Annotated in this window: 13 protein-coding genes; 1 reads left to right on the forward strand and 12 read right to left on the reverse strand. The window is 64.1% G+C overall.

Annotated elements, in window-relative coordinates:
• Positions 1 to 38: 38 nt before the first annotated feature.
• The 12 genes from CMV30_RS13205 to trxB all read right to left on the reverse strand — a co-directional run bounded on the left by CMV30_RS13205 (position 39) and on the right by trxB (position 15,132).
• A complete protein-coding gene (locus tag CMV30_RS13205) occupies positions 39 to 2,810 on the reverse strand; it encodes an ankyrin repeat domain-containing protein (RefSeq protein ID WP_096056477.1) in 2,772 nt (923 codons plus the stop codon).
• Positions 2,811 to 2,837: 27 nt separating this feature from the next.
• Complete coding sequence (locus CMV30_RS13210) at positions 2,838 to 4,061, reverse strand: hypothetical protein (protein ID WP_096056478.1); 1,224 nt, start codon at positions 4,059 to 4,061, stop codon at positions 2,838 to 2,840.
• Positions 4,051 to 5,205, reverse strand: coding sequence for a hypothetical protein (locus CMV30_RS13215; RefSeq protein WP_138223293.1), 1,155 nt, complete (start codon positions 5,203 to 5,205; stop codon positions 4,051 to 4,053). Before CMV30_RS13215 ends, CMV30_RS13210 begins: the two co-directional genes overlap by 11 nt.
• Before the next feature lie 162 nt (positions 5,206 to 5,367).
• Positions 5,368 to 6,024, reverse strand: a complete 657-nt coding sequence (locus CMV30_RS13220) for a pectate lyase (RefSeq protein ID WP_096056480.1) — start codon at positions 6,022 to 6,024, stop codon at positions 5,368 to 5,370.
• 529 nt (positions 6,025 to 6,553) lie between these two features.
• Complete coding sequence (sufD, locus tag CMV30_RS13225; RefSeq protein WP_096056481.1) at positions 6,554 to 7,876, reverse strand: Fe-S cluster assembly protein SufD; 1,323 nt, start codon at positions 7,874 to 7,876, stop codon at positions 6,554 to 6,556.
• Between the two features lie 100 nt (positions 7,877 to 7,976).
• Positions 7,977 to 9,434: a Fe-S cluster assembly protein SufB gene (gene sufB, locus CMV30_RS13230; RefSeq protein WP_096056482.1), complete on the reverse strand. Its 1,458-nt coding sequence runs from the start codon at positions 9,432 to 9,434 to the stop codon at positions 7,977 to 7,979.
• 36 nt (positions 9,435 to 9,470) lie between these two features.
• Complete coding sequence (sufC, locus tag CMV30_RS13235) at positions 9,471 to 10,241, reverse strand: Fe-S cluster assembly ATPase SufC (RefSeq protein ID WP_096056483.1); 771 nt, start codon at positions 10,239 to 10,241, stop codon at positions 9,471 to 9,473.
• Between the two features lie 69 nt (positions 10,242 to 10,310).
• Positions 10,311 to 10,748, reverse strand: coding sequence for a Fur family transcriptional regulator (locus tag CMV30_RS13240; protein ID WP_096056484.1), 438 nt, complete (start codon positions 10,746 to 10,748; stop codon positions 10,311 to 10,313).
• Between the two features lie 351 nt (positions 10,749 to 11,099).
• Entirely contained in the window at positions 11,100 to 12,599 is a 1,500-nt protein-coding gene (locus tag CMV30_RS13245) for a methyl-accepting chemotaxis protein (RefSeq protein ID WP_245844187.1), read from the reverse strand.
• Between the two features lie 29 nt (positions 12,600 to 12,628).
• The gene (locus tag CMV30_RS13250) at positions 12,629 to 13,483 is read right to left on the reverse strand and encodes a transporter (protein WP_175414869.1); all 855 of its coding nucleotides are present in this window, start codon (positions 13,481 to 13,483) and stop codon (positions 12,629 to 12,631) included.
• Positions 13,484 to 13,634: 151 nt separating this feature from the next.
• Positions 13,635 to 14,177, reverse strand: coding sequence for a M15 family metallopeptidase (locus tag CMV30_RS13255; protein ID WP_096056486.1), 543 nt, complete (start codon positions 14,175 to 14,177; stop codon positions 13,635 to 13,637).
• A gap of 10 nt (positions 14,178 to 14,187) precedes the next feature.
• Positions 14,188 to 15,132 carry a thioredoxin-disulfide reductase gene (gene trxB / locus CMV30_RS13260; RefSeq protein WP_096056487.1) on the reverse strand — a complete coding sequence of 315 codons (945 nt, stop codon included), beginning with the start codon at positions 15,130 to 15,132 and terminating at the stop codon, positions 14,188 to 14,190.
• 133 nt (positions 15,133 to 15,265) lie between these two features.
• Here trxB and CMV30_RS13265 point away from each other — a divergent pair, with 133 nt between their 5' ends.
• Positions 15,266 to 15,667, forward strand: coding sequence for a hypothetical protein (locus CMV30_RS13265; protein ID WP_096056488.1), 402 nt, complete (start codon positions 15,266 to 15,268; stop codon positions 15,665 to 15,667).
• Positions 15,668 to 15,715 lie beyond the last annotated feature (48 nt).

The raw sequence follows: 15,715 nt of genomic DNA on the forward strand, positions 1-15,715 counted from the left end.
AGCCGGGAGTGCGCGGCGTGCAACGTGGTTTTGCGGATTCAGGGTGTGGCGGCGGGCGTGACGGTTTGCAGAGCGGAGGAGTTGCCGAGGTAGTCGCGTGGGGCGGCGAGGCGGGCGCGGTGGGCGAGGAGGAGTTTTTCCATGTCGGTGTCGTTCGCGTCGCGAGCGAGGGAGAGGGGGCTGGCGCCGCCGTAGATGTCGAAGGTGGCGAGGGAGCCGCCTTCGAGGAGAGCGTGGGCGACTTCGAAGTGGCGACCAGCGGCGGCGGCGCAGAGGGCGGATTCGCCGTTGTTGCGGGTGGCGTTGGGATGCGCGCCGGAGGAGAGTAGGAGGCGAACGGTCTCGACGTGGCCTGAGGCTGAGGCGGCGATGAGCGGGGTGCGACCTTCGATGTCGGTGAGGTTGATGCCTGCGTGGGCATCGGCGAGGGTGCGGACGACTTCGGTGTGGCCGGCGCGAGCGGCGAGGAAGAGGGGTGTTTGCAGTCGCGGATCGCGGGCGTCTTCGTCGGCGCCGGAGGTGAGTAGTTTGCGGACGGCGTCTAGGTCGCCGGAATTCGCGGCGAGGTGGAGCGGGGTGGTCGCTGGTGGTTGAACGGAGCGCAGGTGAGGCGGGATGGATTCGCGCGGGACTGGTTTCACTGTCTTCGGCGCTGGCGCCGGTGGTGATAAGGGGTCGGCGGCGGGGAAGGCACCGCTTTCCTGCGCGGTGGCGGTGGCGTTTGATGAAGGGACTGAGGGAGAGTCGGTGCGGGCGAGAAGAGACGGTGGGGTGGAGGCGGGAGCGGTGGCACCGCGTCGGCGGAGGAGTGTGGCGACGGGGCGGTGATTGTATTTTTCGGCGATGGAGAGCGGGCTCTGGCCGTCGGCAGTGAGGGTGTCGAGAGCGGCTCCGGCCTGGATGAGGGCGCGGGCGGTTTCGAAATGGCCTTCGCGGGCGGCGAGGAAGAGAGGCGTTTCGCCGGTGGCGGTAGCGAGGGCGGGAGAAGCGCCGGCGGTAAGGAGCGCGGAGACAATGGTGGCGTGGCCGCGAGCGGAAGCGGCGAGCAAGGGCGTGTGGCCTGTGGAGTCGGCGGTGTCGGCGGGGACTTTCAAGTCGAGGAACGCGCGGACGAGGTCGAGGCGGTTTTCGGCGGCGGCGAAGTGGAGGGGTGTTTCTCCGGAGGGTGCGCAGGCATCGGGCTTGGCACCGTGTTTGAGGAAGAGGCGGGCGATCTCGAGGTAGGCACCGTCGGGTGGTTCAATATAGTGCGGGCCGCGGGCGCCGGAGGCATAGTGGAGCGGGCTGAGACCGGCGGCGTCTGTGGTGGTGACGGAGGCGCCTGCGGCGAGGAGGTGTTCGACGCTTTCGATGGAGCCGATTTTGGCGGCGAGGGCGAGCGGGGTGCGGCCTTCGGCGTCGGGCGTATCCGCCGAGGCATTGCGCGAAAGGAGGTAGCGGACGACGGGCGGGTAGCCGGTCTCGGCGGCGATGCAGAGCGGGGTGCGGCCGGCGGTGTCGCGGGCTTCGAGGTCGAGGCCGTGGGCGAGCAGGTAATCGCAGGTGGCGATCCAGCCGTTTTGCGCGGCGAGCCAGAGTGCGGTGCGGCCGTCTTTGGTGCGGGCGTCGAGGCGTGCTCCGTGGGCGACGAGGAGTTTGAGGGCGTCGAGGTGACCGCTTTGGGCGGCGAAGAGAACGGGTGTGAAGCCGTCGTCGAGGCGGGTGACGTTGGCGTCGGCGCCGCGGACGAGCAGGGCCTTGAGGAGGGTGATGTGGCCGTCGTAAGCGGAGATGCGGAGGGGGTTGAGCGTGCTGCGGTTGTTGACGATGCGGTCCTGGACGCTGGCGCCCCGGTCAAGGAGGACGAGGGCGGTGTCGATCGAGGCATCCTTGGCGGCCATGAAGAGCGGGGTGCGTTGTTGTTCGTCGGTGGCGTCCACTTCTGCGCCGTGGTCGCAGAGGATGGCGGCGGCCTCAGCGTATCCATAAAATGCGGCCATGAAGAGCGGGGTGCGGAGGCGGGCGTCGCGGGCGTTTAGCTCGGCACCGCGTTCGAGGAGGAGGCGGACGGCGGGGGCGCGGCCTTCTTTGGCGGCTTGATGGAGGGCGGTGAGGCCTTCGTTGTCGCGAGCGGCGATGTCGGCGCCGCTCGCGAGCAGGGTGACGATGGCGTCGAGCTGGCCCTCGCGGGCGGCGAGCATGAGGGGGGTCTGGCCGTCGGTGTTGCGGGAATCGATGGTTGCGCCCGCGTTTCGAAGCGCGGTGATCGAGCCGGGCTGGCCGGCGAGGGCGGCGCGGGCGAGGGGCGTGGCCCCGTTGGCGTTGGTGATGTCGGTGCGGGCGCCGCGCTCTTTGAGAAAGGCCATCATGGCGGTCTGGCCGTTGATCGCGGCGAGAACGAAAGGCGTGGCACCGGTGTTGGTGGTGGACTGTTCGAGGGTGGCGCCTCGATCGAGGAGGAGACGGGCGAGTTCGAGGTGGCCGGAGTGAGCGGCGATGCAGAGCGGGGTGGAGCCGTCGGTGTTTGTAGCGGTGTTAACGGCGGCGCCGTGGTCGAGGAGGAGGCGGGCGATTTCGAGGTGTCCGGAGTGGGCGGCGACGAAGAGCGGGGTGACGCCGTGGGGATCGGGGGTGTTGACCGTGGAGGGCGCGGCGCTGAGGAGGGCGCGAAGGGTGGCGAGGTCGTTTTGCTGGGCGGCGCGGTGGAGCGGGAAGCGTGGAGGGGGGGCGGGAGACGCAGCAGGTGGGGAAACCGGTAGGGCGGGTGGTTCGGACGCGGTGAGCGGAGCGATGACGCAGAGAAGGATGAACGAGACGGCGAGGAGACGCATGGTCACGGCGGCGTAGTGGAATCGAAATTACGACTTGGATTTGCCGGCGCCGGTCGGAAGTGACTTGAGATCTTCGAGCAGGGTTTCCCGGGTGGCGGGGTGCTCGACGGCTTCGGCGTAGCGACGGGCGGCAATGGGGTCGCGCTGAGCCCAGTCTAAGAAAACGCGGCTCTTGGTCAGGATGCGTTTGGTGGTGTCGGAGATGTTGTCGGTGAGTTCCATGGCGACCTCGGGCCGGGCGGCGATGAGGGTTTCGGAAACGGCGAGGGCGGCGATGCCGGGGTCGAAGTCGGGATCGGGATCGCCGCGGTTAATCCATTGGAGCGCGGCGACCGGGTCTTTTCCGGCCCAGCGTTGAAGGGAAATGGAGAGTGCCTGCGTGCGGTCGGCACCGGCGGGAAGTTTTTGAGCGAAGTCTGCGAAGTGGCGGGGGTCGAAGTCGGAGCGGCCTTCAATGAGACCTTTGAGGGCGGATGTGCGAATGGTAGGGTCGGTGAGGGAGGCGAGCTGGGCGTAGGCGCGGTCGGGGTCATGCTGGGCCCATTGATAAAAGGCAGAGTCGAGGAGGAAGGACTGGCGGTCGATCATGTTGGCGGAGGTGGCGAAGCGTGTGGCGGCGTCGAAGTTGCCGGTGCGTTCGACGAGGGCGTTGATGAGCATGTGGCCGTAGAAGCCGGCGGGCTCGGGATCGGCGGTGCACAGGCGGAGACCGACGCGCAGAGCGGCATCGGGCTGGGCGGTGGCGCCGGCGAGCACGGCGGCGACACATTTCATGCGTTCACCGAGGACGGTCTGTTGCATGGCCCAATCGGCGGCGGCATCGGGCTCGACGGCAGCCCAGCCGCGGAGGGAGGCGTCGCGGAGCTGGTCACGAGTGAGCCAGTTGCCCTCGGCGTCCGCGAGGGAGAGGGCGCGTTGCGGATCGGTGCGGGCGAGCGTTTCGAGGAGGGCTTCGCGTTCGCGGGTGAGGGCGGTGGTGTTGGGTTGGGTGGAGAGGGCGTTCCAGCGTTCATCCCACGTGGAGGCACTGGGAGGAGTTGAGCGAATGGCTGGTTTGGCGGAGGTGGGCGGAAGGGCGGCGGCCTGCCGGGCTGCGAGGGAACGGGCGAGTATGAAGCCGATCAGGGCGGCGGAGAGGGCGAAGGTGGTGGCGGCGATTTTCGACCAGCCGGAGCGACGAGAGGAGGAGGCGGGCATGGCGTGGTCGAAGGGCGGACGTTTGTGCGGATCGGCGACTGTGTCAGAGCGCACCGTCTGGATAGGTGTCGGCGAGGATGGCGGAGAGTGTGACGCGGTCGGCGGTGTTGGCGGAGCGGTCGATGTAGGCGCGGGCGGCGAGGGGATCGCGAGCGGCCCATTGTTGGAAGACGGAGCGCATGGTCTCGGTGCGTCTGGTGGGGTCGGAGATATCGGCGGCGAGGGCGAGCGCGGAGGCCGGGCTGGATTTGAGGAAGGATTGCTGGTTGGCGAGGGCGGCGAGGCCGGCGTCGAATTCGGGGCCGGTATCGTTTTTTTGAATCCAGGCGGCGGCTTCTTCGGGGTAGCGTTCGAGCCAGAGGGGCAGGGACTCGGCGAGGGCCTGAGTGCGCTCGGGGCCGGGTGGGAGCGTGAGTGCGTGATTGGCGAGGCCTGAGGCATCGGCCCAGGACCAGCCGGTGATGGCTTGGGCGCGGGCTTGGGCGGAGAGTTGTGGGTCGGCGATTTTTCCGGCGGCGGCGATTGCTTCGGCGGGACGTTGGCGGGCCCACTCGAAGTAAGCGGACTTGAAGAGAAAGGCGTATTTTTCGGAGCCCATCGCCGAGCTGAAATCGGCGGCTTGGGCGAAAGCGCCGACATTGACCAGTGCGGCGATGGCGGCGTGGCCGTAATCGCCAGCGGGTTCGGGATCGGCGGAGCAGAGGCGAAGAGCGAGGTGAACGGTGGCGTCGGGATCGGTGACAGCGCCTTGGAAAACGGCACCGACGACGGCGCGGCGATCTTCGATGCGGACGTTGAGCGCCCAGTCGGCGGCGGCGGCGGGGGCGGTGGAGGCCCAGCCGCGCACGGAGGCGTCGCGCAGGAGATCGCGGAGGCGCCAGTCGGGTTGGTTTTGAGCGAGGGCGAGTGCGCGTTGCGGATCGGTGCGGGCAAGTTCTTCGAGGAGGGAAGCGAGGGCCCGGGTGCGCGCAGGGGTGCTGGCGTAAGCAGTCGTTTCTTGCCAGCGATCGGCCCAAGGGGATGCGGGGGCGGCAGGAGTTTTGTTGGAAATAGAGGCGAAGTCGTCGGACAGCGAGCGGGGCGAGGCGACTGCGACAGATGAGGAAGAGACAGTGGACCGGGAAAGGGGCCACGAACGGGGGCTCAGCCATCCGAGGGCGGCGCCGATAAGCGCGGTACCTAGACAGAGTGCTGTCACGGTGGACGATGAGCAGCGGTGTGGCTCGAGGCAGGGAGACGGCATCGAAGCGAGCGAGGGGGTAAAAGAGGGACGATGCGTCGGGGTATTACGCACCGTCCCTTGGATACGCGCCTGACAATCAGGTGCTCAGGCACCCGTTGTCAGACGAGAGTACTGGGCTCAGTAGGTGAACGCCTGCGAGCTGCGGCCATACCACCAACCGTTGGAGCCGGTGAAGTTCGTGACGGTCATCGCGCGGTAGCCGAAGCGAGTGGAGGAAGCGTCGGTGCGGCCGATGGCTTCCTTGGTCGTGGCGGCGCGATTGTTGTCGTAGTAGAAGTTGCAGGTGAAGGTGGAGCCGCCGAGCTGGCGGATGTTCTTCAGGCCGTTGGTCTGCGTGTGGTAGTACAGCGTGACCGAGGTGGCGGCGTTGGCCTGGCCGAACTTGTCGGAGGCATTGACCGCGGAGGCACCGGAGACCCAGCAGTTGCCGCCGGATTTCACGGTGAATTGATCCTCGCCGACATCCTGCCAGGTAACTTCGTTCATGGTGCCGTTTCCATAGAAGTGGCAGCCGTCCACGCCGGGGGCGGAGAGCTTCACGTTACGCAGAGTGGAATTTGCGTTGAGGCGGAAGAAAGGTTTTTGGCCTTCGCCCTGGCCGCCGTCGCCCATGCCCGAGGCTTTGATGGTGTTGCCGTTGCCATTATAGGTGGAGCCGGCCGGGATGACGTAGGTGCTGGTGAACGTGACCGTGGCGGCGGAGGCAGATGCAGCGAGGAACAGGCCGGCAAGGGCCGCGAGAGCGCGCAGAGCGCGTGTTGGGGTATCTTTCATTTGGGGTTTTGTTTTTGGTTTTGTTTTTCTCCCGCGCGAAAAAGCGCGGTGGAAAGAACATCGCCAGCCGGTCCGGATCGAATCGTCTCGCAGAAGCAGCGGAGCTGAACGTGGCGCACCGGCGGTGTCGGCCAGAGCGATACGTGTCTTCGTGCGGGGTAAGAAAAGAACAGAATCGGCTAACGAGGGGTAAATGCAGGAGCTCGATGAATCATCGGTGCTCAAGGGGGGTAAGCGAACCGACGAAAACGAGAACGGGTCTAAAGCGGGACAGCTGTCCGGTGGTCAAATGATTATTTCCCCGACCGTGGTTGATCGTAACGTGTCGGGAACTGATTTCTTTTTTTATCTGCTTGGCCGCCAAAGGCGGAGTGGCGCGGGCTACGGCAAATTTTCGATCAAAAGAAAAAATACTGAGGGCCGGTTTTTTAGCGTTGTGAAAGCGCGTTCAAGGACTGTCCGTGAAAGAAAAAGCCGTGCGACTCCGGAGAGTGGCACGGCTTGGTTTAAGCGAACGTTGGCAGGTGGATCAGCGAGAGAACTTGGGCTGGATCAGGGCACGGAGTGCGTTTTGGAGCTCTTCGTTTTCGAGTTTGCCGAGGACTTCTTCGAAGAAGCCGAAGACGAGGAGTTCGTCGGCGGCGGTTTTGGAGATGCCGCGGGACTGGAGGTAGAATTCTTGTTCGGCGGGGATGCGCGCGGAGGTGGAGCCGTGGGTGCAGCGGACGTCGTTGGCCTGGATTTCCAAGCCGGGGAGGCTGTTCGATTCGGCGTCATCGCTGAGCAGGAGGTTGCGGTTGCTCTGGTAGGCGTCGGTTTTTTGCGCGTCTGGTTCGACGACGATCAGGCCGGAGAAAATGGTGCGGGCGGTGTCGAGCAGGGCGTTTTTATAGAGGAGGTTCGAGCTCGTGTTGGGAGCTTGATGTGTCTGGAGCGTGCGCTGGTCGAACTCCTGGGAGTTTTTCGCGATGGTGAGCGCGAGCATCTCGGAGTGAGCGCCGGGGCCTTGGAGGCGGCTGTGCGATTCGTGACGCGACTGGCGTCCGCCGAGGTGAAGGTTGAGCGAGAGGACGCGGGCGTCGCGTTGGGCGACGATGCTGTTGCTCTGGGTGGCGAGGGATTCGGAAGACCAGTTTTGCGCGCCGATGTACGTGAGCTGCGCTCCGGGAGCGGCGTGGAGGTCGTTGACGCCGGAGGCGAAGTTGCGGGCGGTGGCGTCGGTGCTGGTGAAGAACTCGACGACGGTGGCTTTGGCCTGGTCTTCGAGGATGACGATGGTGTGCGGGAAGATGGCTTTGCCTGCGCCGCTGACGGCGTGTTGGACGACGAAGGGCGCGGCGATCTCGACGCCTTTGGGGACGAAGAGGAACGCGCCGCTGGAGGAGAGCGCGGTGTTGAGCGCGGCGAACTTTTCGCCACCGAGGGCGGCGGGCTGTTTTTGGAAATAGGCGCGGACGAGATCGCTGTGTTTGTGCAGCGCTTCTTCGAGCGGGCTGAAGATCACGCCTTTGGCGGCGAGGTCGGCGGGCAGCGAGGTGCGATGCGCCAGGTTGTTATTGACGAAGACGATCTCGGCGGAGCGGGCGAAGGAGGGCAGTGACGGAGCGGTGGGCGCGCCGTTCGTGGAATCGGCGACTTCTAGGCCGTCGAGGTTGGCGAAGCCCTGGATATTGGAGAAGCGCCAGAGCTCGTCTTTGCGCGTGGGAAACGGGCGCGCGACGAACTGGTTCCACGCGGCCTGTTTGGCGTCGAGCCACCATTTCGGGAGATTGTGGCGTTGCGCGACGTGGGCGCCGAAACGAGCGGCGTTGAGGCCGGTGGTGGCGGTCGTGGGAGAAAGGACAGCGGACATTTTTTTTAGAATTATGAATGAAGAATTATGAATGAAGAATGAGCGGCGAGGAGCGGTCTCCGGCGTTTCTTAATTCTTCATTCTACATTCTTAATTTGGCTCAGCCGACGGAGCCTTCCATTTCGAGATCGATGAGGCGTTTGAGCTCGACCGAGTATTCCATAGGGAACTGGCGGGCGAGGTCGTTGATGAAGCCGTTCACCGCGAGGCTCATGGCCTGGCCTTCGGTGAGGCCGCGCTGCTGCATGTAGAAGATCATGTCTTCGCTCACCTTCGAGACGCTGGCCTCGTGCTGCGTGGCGTGTTTATCGCCGCGTACAGTGATGGCTGGATACGTGTCGGTACGGCTGTTCGTGTTGATGAGCAGCGCGTCGCACTCGGTGTTGTTTTTGCAACCCTTCAGATGCTTGGGGATGTGGACGACGCCGCGATAGGTGGCGCGGCCCTGGCCGACGGAGATGGATTTGGAAACGATGGTGGAGGTCGTTTCGTCGGCGGCGTGGATCATCTTGGCGCCGGTGTCTTGGTGCTGGCCGTCGTTAGCGAGGGCGATGGAGATGACTTCGCCGCGGGCGCGGCGGCCTTTGAGGACGACGCCGGGGTACTTCATCGTGAGGCGCGAACCGAGGTTGCAGTCGATCCACTTGATCTCGGCGTCTTCCATCGCGAGGCCGCGTTTGGTGACGAGATTGTACACGTTGGAGGCCCAGTTCTGGACGGTGATGTACTGGATCTTGGCGCCTTTGAGCGCGACGAGTTCGACGACCGCGCTGTGGAGCGTGGAGGTGGAGAACTTGGGCGCGGTGCAGCCTTCCATGTAGGTGACCTCGGAGCCTTCGTCGCAGATGATGAGCGTGCGTTCGAATTGGCCGAAGTTTTCCGCGTTGATGCGGAAGTAAGCTTGCAACGGCTGCGCGACTTTGACGCCGGGCGGAACGTAGATGAAGGAGCCGCCGGAGAAAACGGCGCTGTTGAGCGCCGAGAACTTGTTGTCGGACGTCGGGATGACTTTGCCGAACCATTTCTTGAAGATCTCGGGGTGTTCGCGGAGGGCTTCGGTAGAGTTGCAGAAGATGACGCCTTGTTTGGCGACGATGTCCTTGATGTTCGAGTACGCGGCTTCGGAGTCGAACTGGGCTTCGACGCCGGCGAGGAATTTGCGCTCCTGCTCGGGGATGCCGAGGCGCTCGAAGGTCTTCTTGATGTCGTCGGGGACTTCATCCCAGGTGCGCTTGGGCTTCTGGCCTTGCGAGAGGTAGTAGCGGATTTTGTCGAAGTTGATGTTTTCGAGATCCTTCGTCGCCCAGTGCGTGGGCAGCGGCATGGACTCGAAGGTCTTCAGCGCCTTCTTGCGGAATTCAAGAATCCACGGGGCTTCCTTTTTAACCGAGGAGATGTACTCGACGGTTTTTTCGTTCAAGCCGGTGCCGGCGTCGAATTCGTAGTCGACGTTGTAGCTGAAATTACCGGCGGACTGGTCGATGCCGACGGCGGGATTTTCCACGGCGGAATCGGCGGCCGCGGGAGGCAGAGTGTCGGTGTCGGTGGGCGGTTTCATAGCGGTGTGCTCCGGCTGAAGTTGTTTCTAAAGGGATCAGGCTTTCGCGGTGGCGAGTTCCTGTTTCACCCACTCGTAGCCTTTGGCTTCGAGTTCGAGGGCGAGGGATTTGTCGCCGCTCTTCACGATGCGGCCGTCGTACATGACGTGGACGAAATCGGGGACGATGTAGTTCAGCAGGCGCTGGTAGTGCGTGATGAGGAGGACGCCGAGATTCGGGCCGCGGAGTTGATTGACGCCGGCGGAGACGACCTGGAGAGCGTCGATGTCGAGGCCGGAGTCGGTTTCGTCCATGAGGGCGATGGTCGGCTCGAGCATGGCCATCTGGAGGATTTCGCAGCGTTTCTTTTCGCCGCCGGAGAAGCCTTCGTTGACCGAGCGGGAGGTGAACTTCCGGTCGATTTTCAGCATGTCCATTTTGCTGTAGAGCTTTTTGTAGTAGGCGGTGGCATCGAGCTCTTCGCCCTCGGCGAGGCGGGCCTGTTGCGCGGCGCGGAGGAAGTTGGCGATGGAGACGCCGGGGACTTCGCTGGGGTATTGGAAGGCGAGGAAGATGCCGGCGCGGGCGCGTTCGTCGGGCTCCATTTCGAGGATGGATTTGCCGTCGAGGAGGACGTCACCGCTCGTGATGACGTAGTCGGGATGACCGGCGATCGCCTTCGAGAAGGTCGATTTGCCGGTGCCGTTCGGTCCCATGACGGCGTGAACTTCGCCGGCTTTGATCGTCAGGTTGAGGCCTTTGACGATGGACTTTTCGGGGCTCTCGGTGAGCGAGACGTAGAGGTCTTTGATTTCGAGCGTGTGCATTTTGGAAACGTGAAGAGTGAAGATGGAAGAGTGAAATGCCGGAGCCTGCGCAGGCGGCGTGGCGGGGAGTTAGCGCGCGTTTTTGGCTTTGCCGCGGAAGGTGATCTCGATGGCGGAGGCGTCGTAGCCGGAGGGGAGGACTTTTTTCAGCTGATCGAGGAGGCCGCTTGGGAGGTCGATGTCGTGGGTTGAGCCGGTTTGTTCGTCGTGAAAGTGGGCGTGCGGCTGGAGATTCGGGCAGTAGCGGGTGGGGCCGCGCTCGAAGTTCACCGCGCGCACGAGGTCACATTGGACGAGGGTTTCGAGGCAGTTGTAGACGGTGGCCAGAGAGATGCCGGGTAGCTCGGGTTTGACGCGGGCGAAGACTTCGTCAGCGGTGGGATGGTCGCGTTTTTTGAGGAGAACGCTGTAAACGAGTTCGCGCTGGGGCGTGGAGCGCAGGCCGCTGTCGGCGAGTCGCTGCGCGAGCGAGTCGGTCGGGGGAGAGTGATGAACGGCGGTGGACATGAGCGGACCGCAACCAATTGGAATGATTCTAAGCTGCAAGCCGGAATTAGAATAATTCCAAAGATGGGCGGAGCTCTGCCGGAGTTGGTGCGGGGTTTGTGAGGGTTTGCGTGCCGGGGCTCGGTATACCCGGGTCGGGCAGGGAGTCTCGCGAGGGCGTGACTGTGCGGTGGCGAGGAGAGGCCTGCGGACGGCCTCAGGGGGCGATGTGCCGAGGAGCTATTGAGTCCATGCCGGTCAGTTCATGGCGGGCGAACTCAGACCCGACCAAGCTGTAGCGGATCAACTGGAAGGGATCAGTCCGATGAGAAGCGGCGGGATGATATGCGAGAGGAGACTCGCGTTGGCGAATCAGGCAGCGGACGAGGCGAGAGACGAGGGATGAGCCTGGGGTGGCGTGGGCTGCTTTTTGGCTGCGGCGCTTTTACGGGAGCCGCCGACAACGCGGGCGAGTTCGGTGACCGAATCCTGCAAGAGGATGGATTGCGCGGAGAGTTCCTGGGCGACGCCGGCGCCTTCCTCGGCGCGGGCGGCGCCGAGCTGGACGGCTTCGTCCATGCGGCTGACGGCGGTGTTTACTTGCTGGATACCGGTGGTCTGTTCCGAGGAGGCGTTGGCGATTTCGGCGACGAGGTCATCGACTTCGCGGACCTTGGTGGCGATCTGGGAGAGGCTGGTGGAAATTTGTTCGCTGACCTCGGCGCCGCGACGGCTCTTGCGGGTGGAGTCTTCGATCTTGTCGGCGGTCTCGCGGGCGGCCTGGGCGGAGCGTTGGGCGAGGGCGCGGACTTCGTCGGCGACGACGGCGAAACCGGCTCCGGCCTCGCCGGCGCGGGCGGCTTCGACGGCGGCGTTGAGGGCGAGGATGTTGGTTTGAAAGGCGATCTCGTCGATGGTCTTGAGAATCTTGGCGATGCCGTCGCTGGAGGTTTTGATGTCGAGCATGGCGGCGTTCATCGCAGTGATGCCTTTTGTGCCTTGGTCGGCGGCTTCGCGGGCCTGGCGGGCGAGGTCTTTGGCGCGCTGGGCGGCCTCGGCGTTGCGGGTGGCGACGCTGGAGATTTCTTCGAGGGAGGCGCTGGTTTCTTCGAGCGTGGCGGCTTGTTCGGAGGAGGCGGTGGCGAGGGCGGAGCTGTTTTGGGAAACTTGATCGGCGGAGGAGACGTTGGCGTGGGAGGCGTCGTTGAGTTTGCCGATGATGGCCATGAAGGGGCGTGGAATGCTGCGGCTGATGATCAGCGTCAGGATGGCGAGCAGGCCGAGGGCGCTGGTGGCGGAGATCCAGAGGATGCGGCTGAAGTGGTTCGCCACGGTGGTGGAGTGTTCGTGGACGATGAGGGCTTCGGCTTCGATGGTTTCGCTGATGGCAGCCATGCGTTTTTCGAGCATGGAGAAGGCCTCCATAAATTGGGGCATGGCGGCGTTGGCAGCGGCGGCGTCAGTGCGGGCGGTTTCGACAAGGTGGCGCGAGGCGGCGAGATAGTCGTTGAGGGGTTTTTCGACGGCGGTGAGTTCGGCGCGGATGGTGTCGTTGAGCGGGAGGGCTTTGCTGGCGGCGAGGCTGTCGCGGAAAATTTTTTCGTGTTCGAAGAGGTCGGCGACGACTTCATCGGCGGCGGCGGTGTCTTTGTTGATCGCGGCAAGCTGGGCGGCGAGGACGTCGGAGCGGAGGGCGTCGTGCATCATGTCGGCCTGCTGGTGGTTTTGCAGGGCGGAGGCGATGGTGACGACCTCGGTATTGCTTGCGATCATGAGTCCGAATTCGTGGCGGACGGAGGCGACGAGGGCGGCGATGATGAGTCCGGCGGTGAGGGCGAGACTGGAGACTTTCTGACCTACGGAGAATTTCATGTTGGGCGGTGAAGCGAGTGAGGTGGCGTTCAGTAGCGGACGCTGAGGCCGAGGAAGAGGACGAGGTCTTCGGTGGCGTCGGTGAGGCCGATGTTGGTGCCGAGATCGAGCTGGGTGTGGTTGTTGAGGCCGTAGGTGAGGCCGCAGTTGAAGGTGGCGAGGTCGCGGCCTTTGGTGAGCGTCGAGGTGAGTTCGAGGTAGCCGCCGAGTGCGCCGGCGATGTCGTGGCTGACGGTGGCGGTATTGACCCAGTCGGTGGTGTAGCCGTCGTCGGCGGCGTTACGCACGAAGTCGATCTCGGTCATGACGCCGAGGCTCCAGCCGGAGGAGAGGGTGAAGGCGACTGGGAAGATGAGGCCGCCTTCGATCTTGTCGTTGCCTAGGCCGTTGCTGGCGGTGGGCCATTTGACGAATGGCATGAGGGCGGCGGCGGTGTCGCCTGCGTCATTGCCCCAGAGGTTGATTTTGAGGCGCGAGGTGATGTCGCCGAAGCCGCTGATTTTGTCTTTGGAGGGAGCGGTGCGGTCGTCGGTCTCGATCTTGGTGTAGGGCTCGACGACGGTCTGGAGATCGATGCGGTTGGTGAGACCGAATTTGAAATTGAGCGTGGAGAAGAGCCACGCGGTGGTTACGGTGTCGGCGCCGTCGGCTTTGTCGTGATCGCGTGAGCGGGCGAGGAGATCGCTCTCCACCTGATAGTGACCGGCATCGACGGTGTAGGGGCTTTCGGTGGCGTCGGGGCGGTCGGTGCTCATCTCGCGCATGAGCGACTCGGGCGTTGGGTTGAACAGCGTGTGATTGCTTTTGTCGGCGACGGGCGGAGTGGCGGAGGCGAACGCGGTGGTCGCGAGGAGGAGACAGGAGTGGGCAATGCACAGGCGCATAATCCGCTCCATCGGGTGCGCCGTGGTTAATCTTAACTTATAGTGTCCCCGAAGAGGGCAATTATCAGGGGTGTTGTGTAAAAATTAACCGTCAGCGGGGGGCGCTGAATGAAATTTTCACGAATTCGCGAACGCGAGGCGGGAGGCCCGCTCAGCGCGCGCGCCAGCACCAGTGCCAGGGCTCGTAGATGAAGCCGTGGGGATTTTCCTTCGGGAAGCTCATCGCGAAACCGAAGCTGCCCGCGTGGCGTTCGAGCCAGGAAAAGGCTTTGGTTTGAGAGAAGGATTCTTCGAGCGGCAGGTCGCCGGGTGTGCCGATGTCGATGGCGCGGCCGGTGTGGTGCTCGCTGTAGCCGGGAGCGGCCATGGTGTTGAGGATGACCTCGATCTTTTCGCCGAGCGCGAGTTTGCCGCGGATGATTTCGACCTGGCGCTCGACGCTGCGAAAACCGGAGAGGGGCATGAGCTCGATGTCGTACTCGCGGGCGCGGGCTCTCATACCGCGAAACGCGTGGGCGGCGGACTCGATGAGCTGGCAGTCGCGATCGGCGTCGGTCTGGCCGATAGAAACGAGCGCGGCGGGGTCCGCTTCTGGCTGCACGTCGAGCAGGCGGCGCAGCGAGTAATCGTGAGGGATGCCCAGCGCTTCGTGGAGCGCGGCGATGCGGCGGGCGTAGGCGACGGCGGCGGACATCCCGGTCGCGTTAACCACCGTGCTCGGCGAGCCAGCGTTCGGCCTCGATGGCGGCCTGGCAGCCCATGCCGGCGGCGGTGATCGCCTGGCGGTAAACGTGGTCGGCGCAATCGCCGGCGACGTACACGCCGGGAACCTTGGTTTGTACTTGAGAACCGGTGACGGGTTTGAAGTAGCCGCCTTCATCGACATCAAGTGCGGAGGCGAAGGGGCCGGTGTTGGGCACGTGGCCGATGGCGACGAAGATGCCTTTCACGGGGAGGACGGAGTCGGCGCCGGTCTTGAGGTTTTTGATCTTGAGGCCGCTGACAGAGCCTTCGGCCACGCCGACGACTTCGGTCGGGGCGCTGTCCCAGACCATCTGGATCTTGGGGTGTGAGGTGGCGCGGTCGGCCATGATCTTGGAGGCGCGGAGCGAGTCGCGGCGGTGGACGAGATACACTTTGCTGGCGAAGCGCGTGAGGAAAAGCGCCTCTTCAGCTGCGCTGTCGCCGCCGCCGATGACGGCGACTTCCATCTTGCGGTAGAACGCGCCGTCGCAGGTGGCGCAGGTGGTGACGCCCTTGCCGCCGTAGAGTTCTTTTTCGCCGGGGATGCCGGTCATGCGCGGCGAAGCGCCGGTGGCGATGATGACGGACTTCGCGAGAATTTCGCGGTCGGCGGTACGAAGCTTGAGCGGTTGAGAGGAGAAATCGACGGACGTGATCTGGGCCTGCTCGAAGCGCGTACCGAACTTGGTGGCCTGCTTGCGGAGGCTGTCCATCAGGTGGAAACCGTCCACACCTTCGGGAAAGCCGGGGAAGTTTTCCACTTCCGAAGTCGTCGTGAGCTGACCGCCGGGGAGGCTGCCCTCGATGATGAGGGGAGAAAGGTTGGCGCGGCCGGTGTAGATCGCGGCGGTAAGTCCGGCGCAGCCGGTGCCGACGATGACGACGTTTTCAACAGGTGTGGACATGGAAGGGAAATTTCAGGCGCAACATAGCACACATGGGAAGGGGAAACTGCGTGGACGCCGCGGGCGCAGAGACGGGTGATCGGGGAAAGGCGAGGGTTTGACAGTTTGGATGCGTAGAACATTCATCTCATTCATGCGCCGCGCTGCCTCATTCTTCGCCCTGTTGCTAGCCCTCGTGTGGCTGCCAGCGACGTTGCATTGCGGGTTGGAGATGGCCGGCGTCATCGGGCAGGCCGATGGTTGCTGCCATCATGAGGAAGCGGCTCCTGTCAGTGGAGAGCCCGCTCATTGCGGCCAGGGCTTTTGCGGAATTGTGGAGAGTGGTGATTACCAGCCGACGCAAAATTTCCTCAAAGTTCCGGCGCCCCCGTCTGTGTTGTTTGTTTTCTGCCTGATCGAACTCGCGCCGGAATTAACGCCGGTGCCGGAGATCGTCGCTTCGGTGGATGTCGAGATCCCGCTGGAAATCCGGCGGACCTGGCACTTCACCGCCCGTGCCGCGCTTTCGCCGCGCGCGCCATCGTTTGTCTGCTGATCGGCCCCTGCGCGGGTTGATCGGCGTTTTTGTTGTCCCGGGTCTGAC

It is taken from the genome of Nibricoccus aquaticus (genome assembly GCF_002310495.1).
In the GTDB taxonomy this organism is placed as follows: Bacteria; Verrucomicrobiota; Verrucomicrobiia; order Opitutales; family Opitutaceae; genus Nibricoccus; species Nibricoccus aquaticus.

Bases quoted from the DNA above. Each gene is read 5' to 3' on its own strand.
- CMV30_RS13205 (WP_096056477.1), bottom strand. From the start codon at position 2,810: ATGCGTCTCCTCGCCGTCTCGTTCATCCTTCTCTGCGTCATCGCTCCG.
- CMV30_RS13220 (WP_096056480.1), bottom strand. From the start codon at position 6,024: ATGAAAGATACCCCAACACGCGCTCTGCGCGCTCTCGCGGCCCTTGCC.
- sufD (WP_096056481.1), bottom strand. From the start codon at position 7,876: ATGTCCGCTGTCCTTTCTCCCACGACCGCCACCACCGGCCTCAACGCC.
- sufB (WP_096056482.1), bottom strand. From the start codon at position 9,434: ATGAAACCGCCCACCGACACCGACACTCTGCCTCCCGCGGCCGCCGAT.
- sufC (WP_096056483.1), bottom strand. From the start codon at position 10,241: ATGCACACGCTCGAAATCAAAGACCTCTACGTCTCGCTCACCGAGAGC.
- CMV30_RS13240 (WP_096056484.1), bottom strand. From the start codon at position 10,748: ATGTCCACCGCCGTTCATCACTCTCCCCCGACCGACTCGCTCGCGCAG.
- CMV30_RS13245 (WP_245844187.1), bottom strand. From the start codon at position 12,599: ATGAAATTCTCCGTAGGTCAGAAAGTCTCCAGTCTCGCCCTCACCGCC.
- CMV30_RS13250 (WP_175414869.1), bottom strand. From the start codon at position 13,483: ATGCGCCTGTGCATTGCCCACTCCTGTCTCCTCCTCGCGACCACCGCG.
- CMV30_RS13255 (WP_096056486.1), bottom strand. From the start codon at position 14,177: ATGTCCGCCGCCGTCGCCTACGCCCGCCGCATCGCCGCGCTCCACGAA.
- trxB (WP_096056487.1), bottom strand. From the start codon at position 15,132: ATGTCCACACCTGTTGAAAACGTCGTCATCGTCGGCACCGGCTGCGCC.
- CMV30_RS13265 (WP_096056488.1), top strand. From the start codon at position 15,266: ATGCGCCGCGCTGCCTCATTCTTCGCCCTGTTGCTAGCCCTCGTGTGG.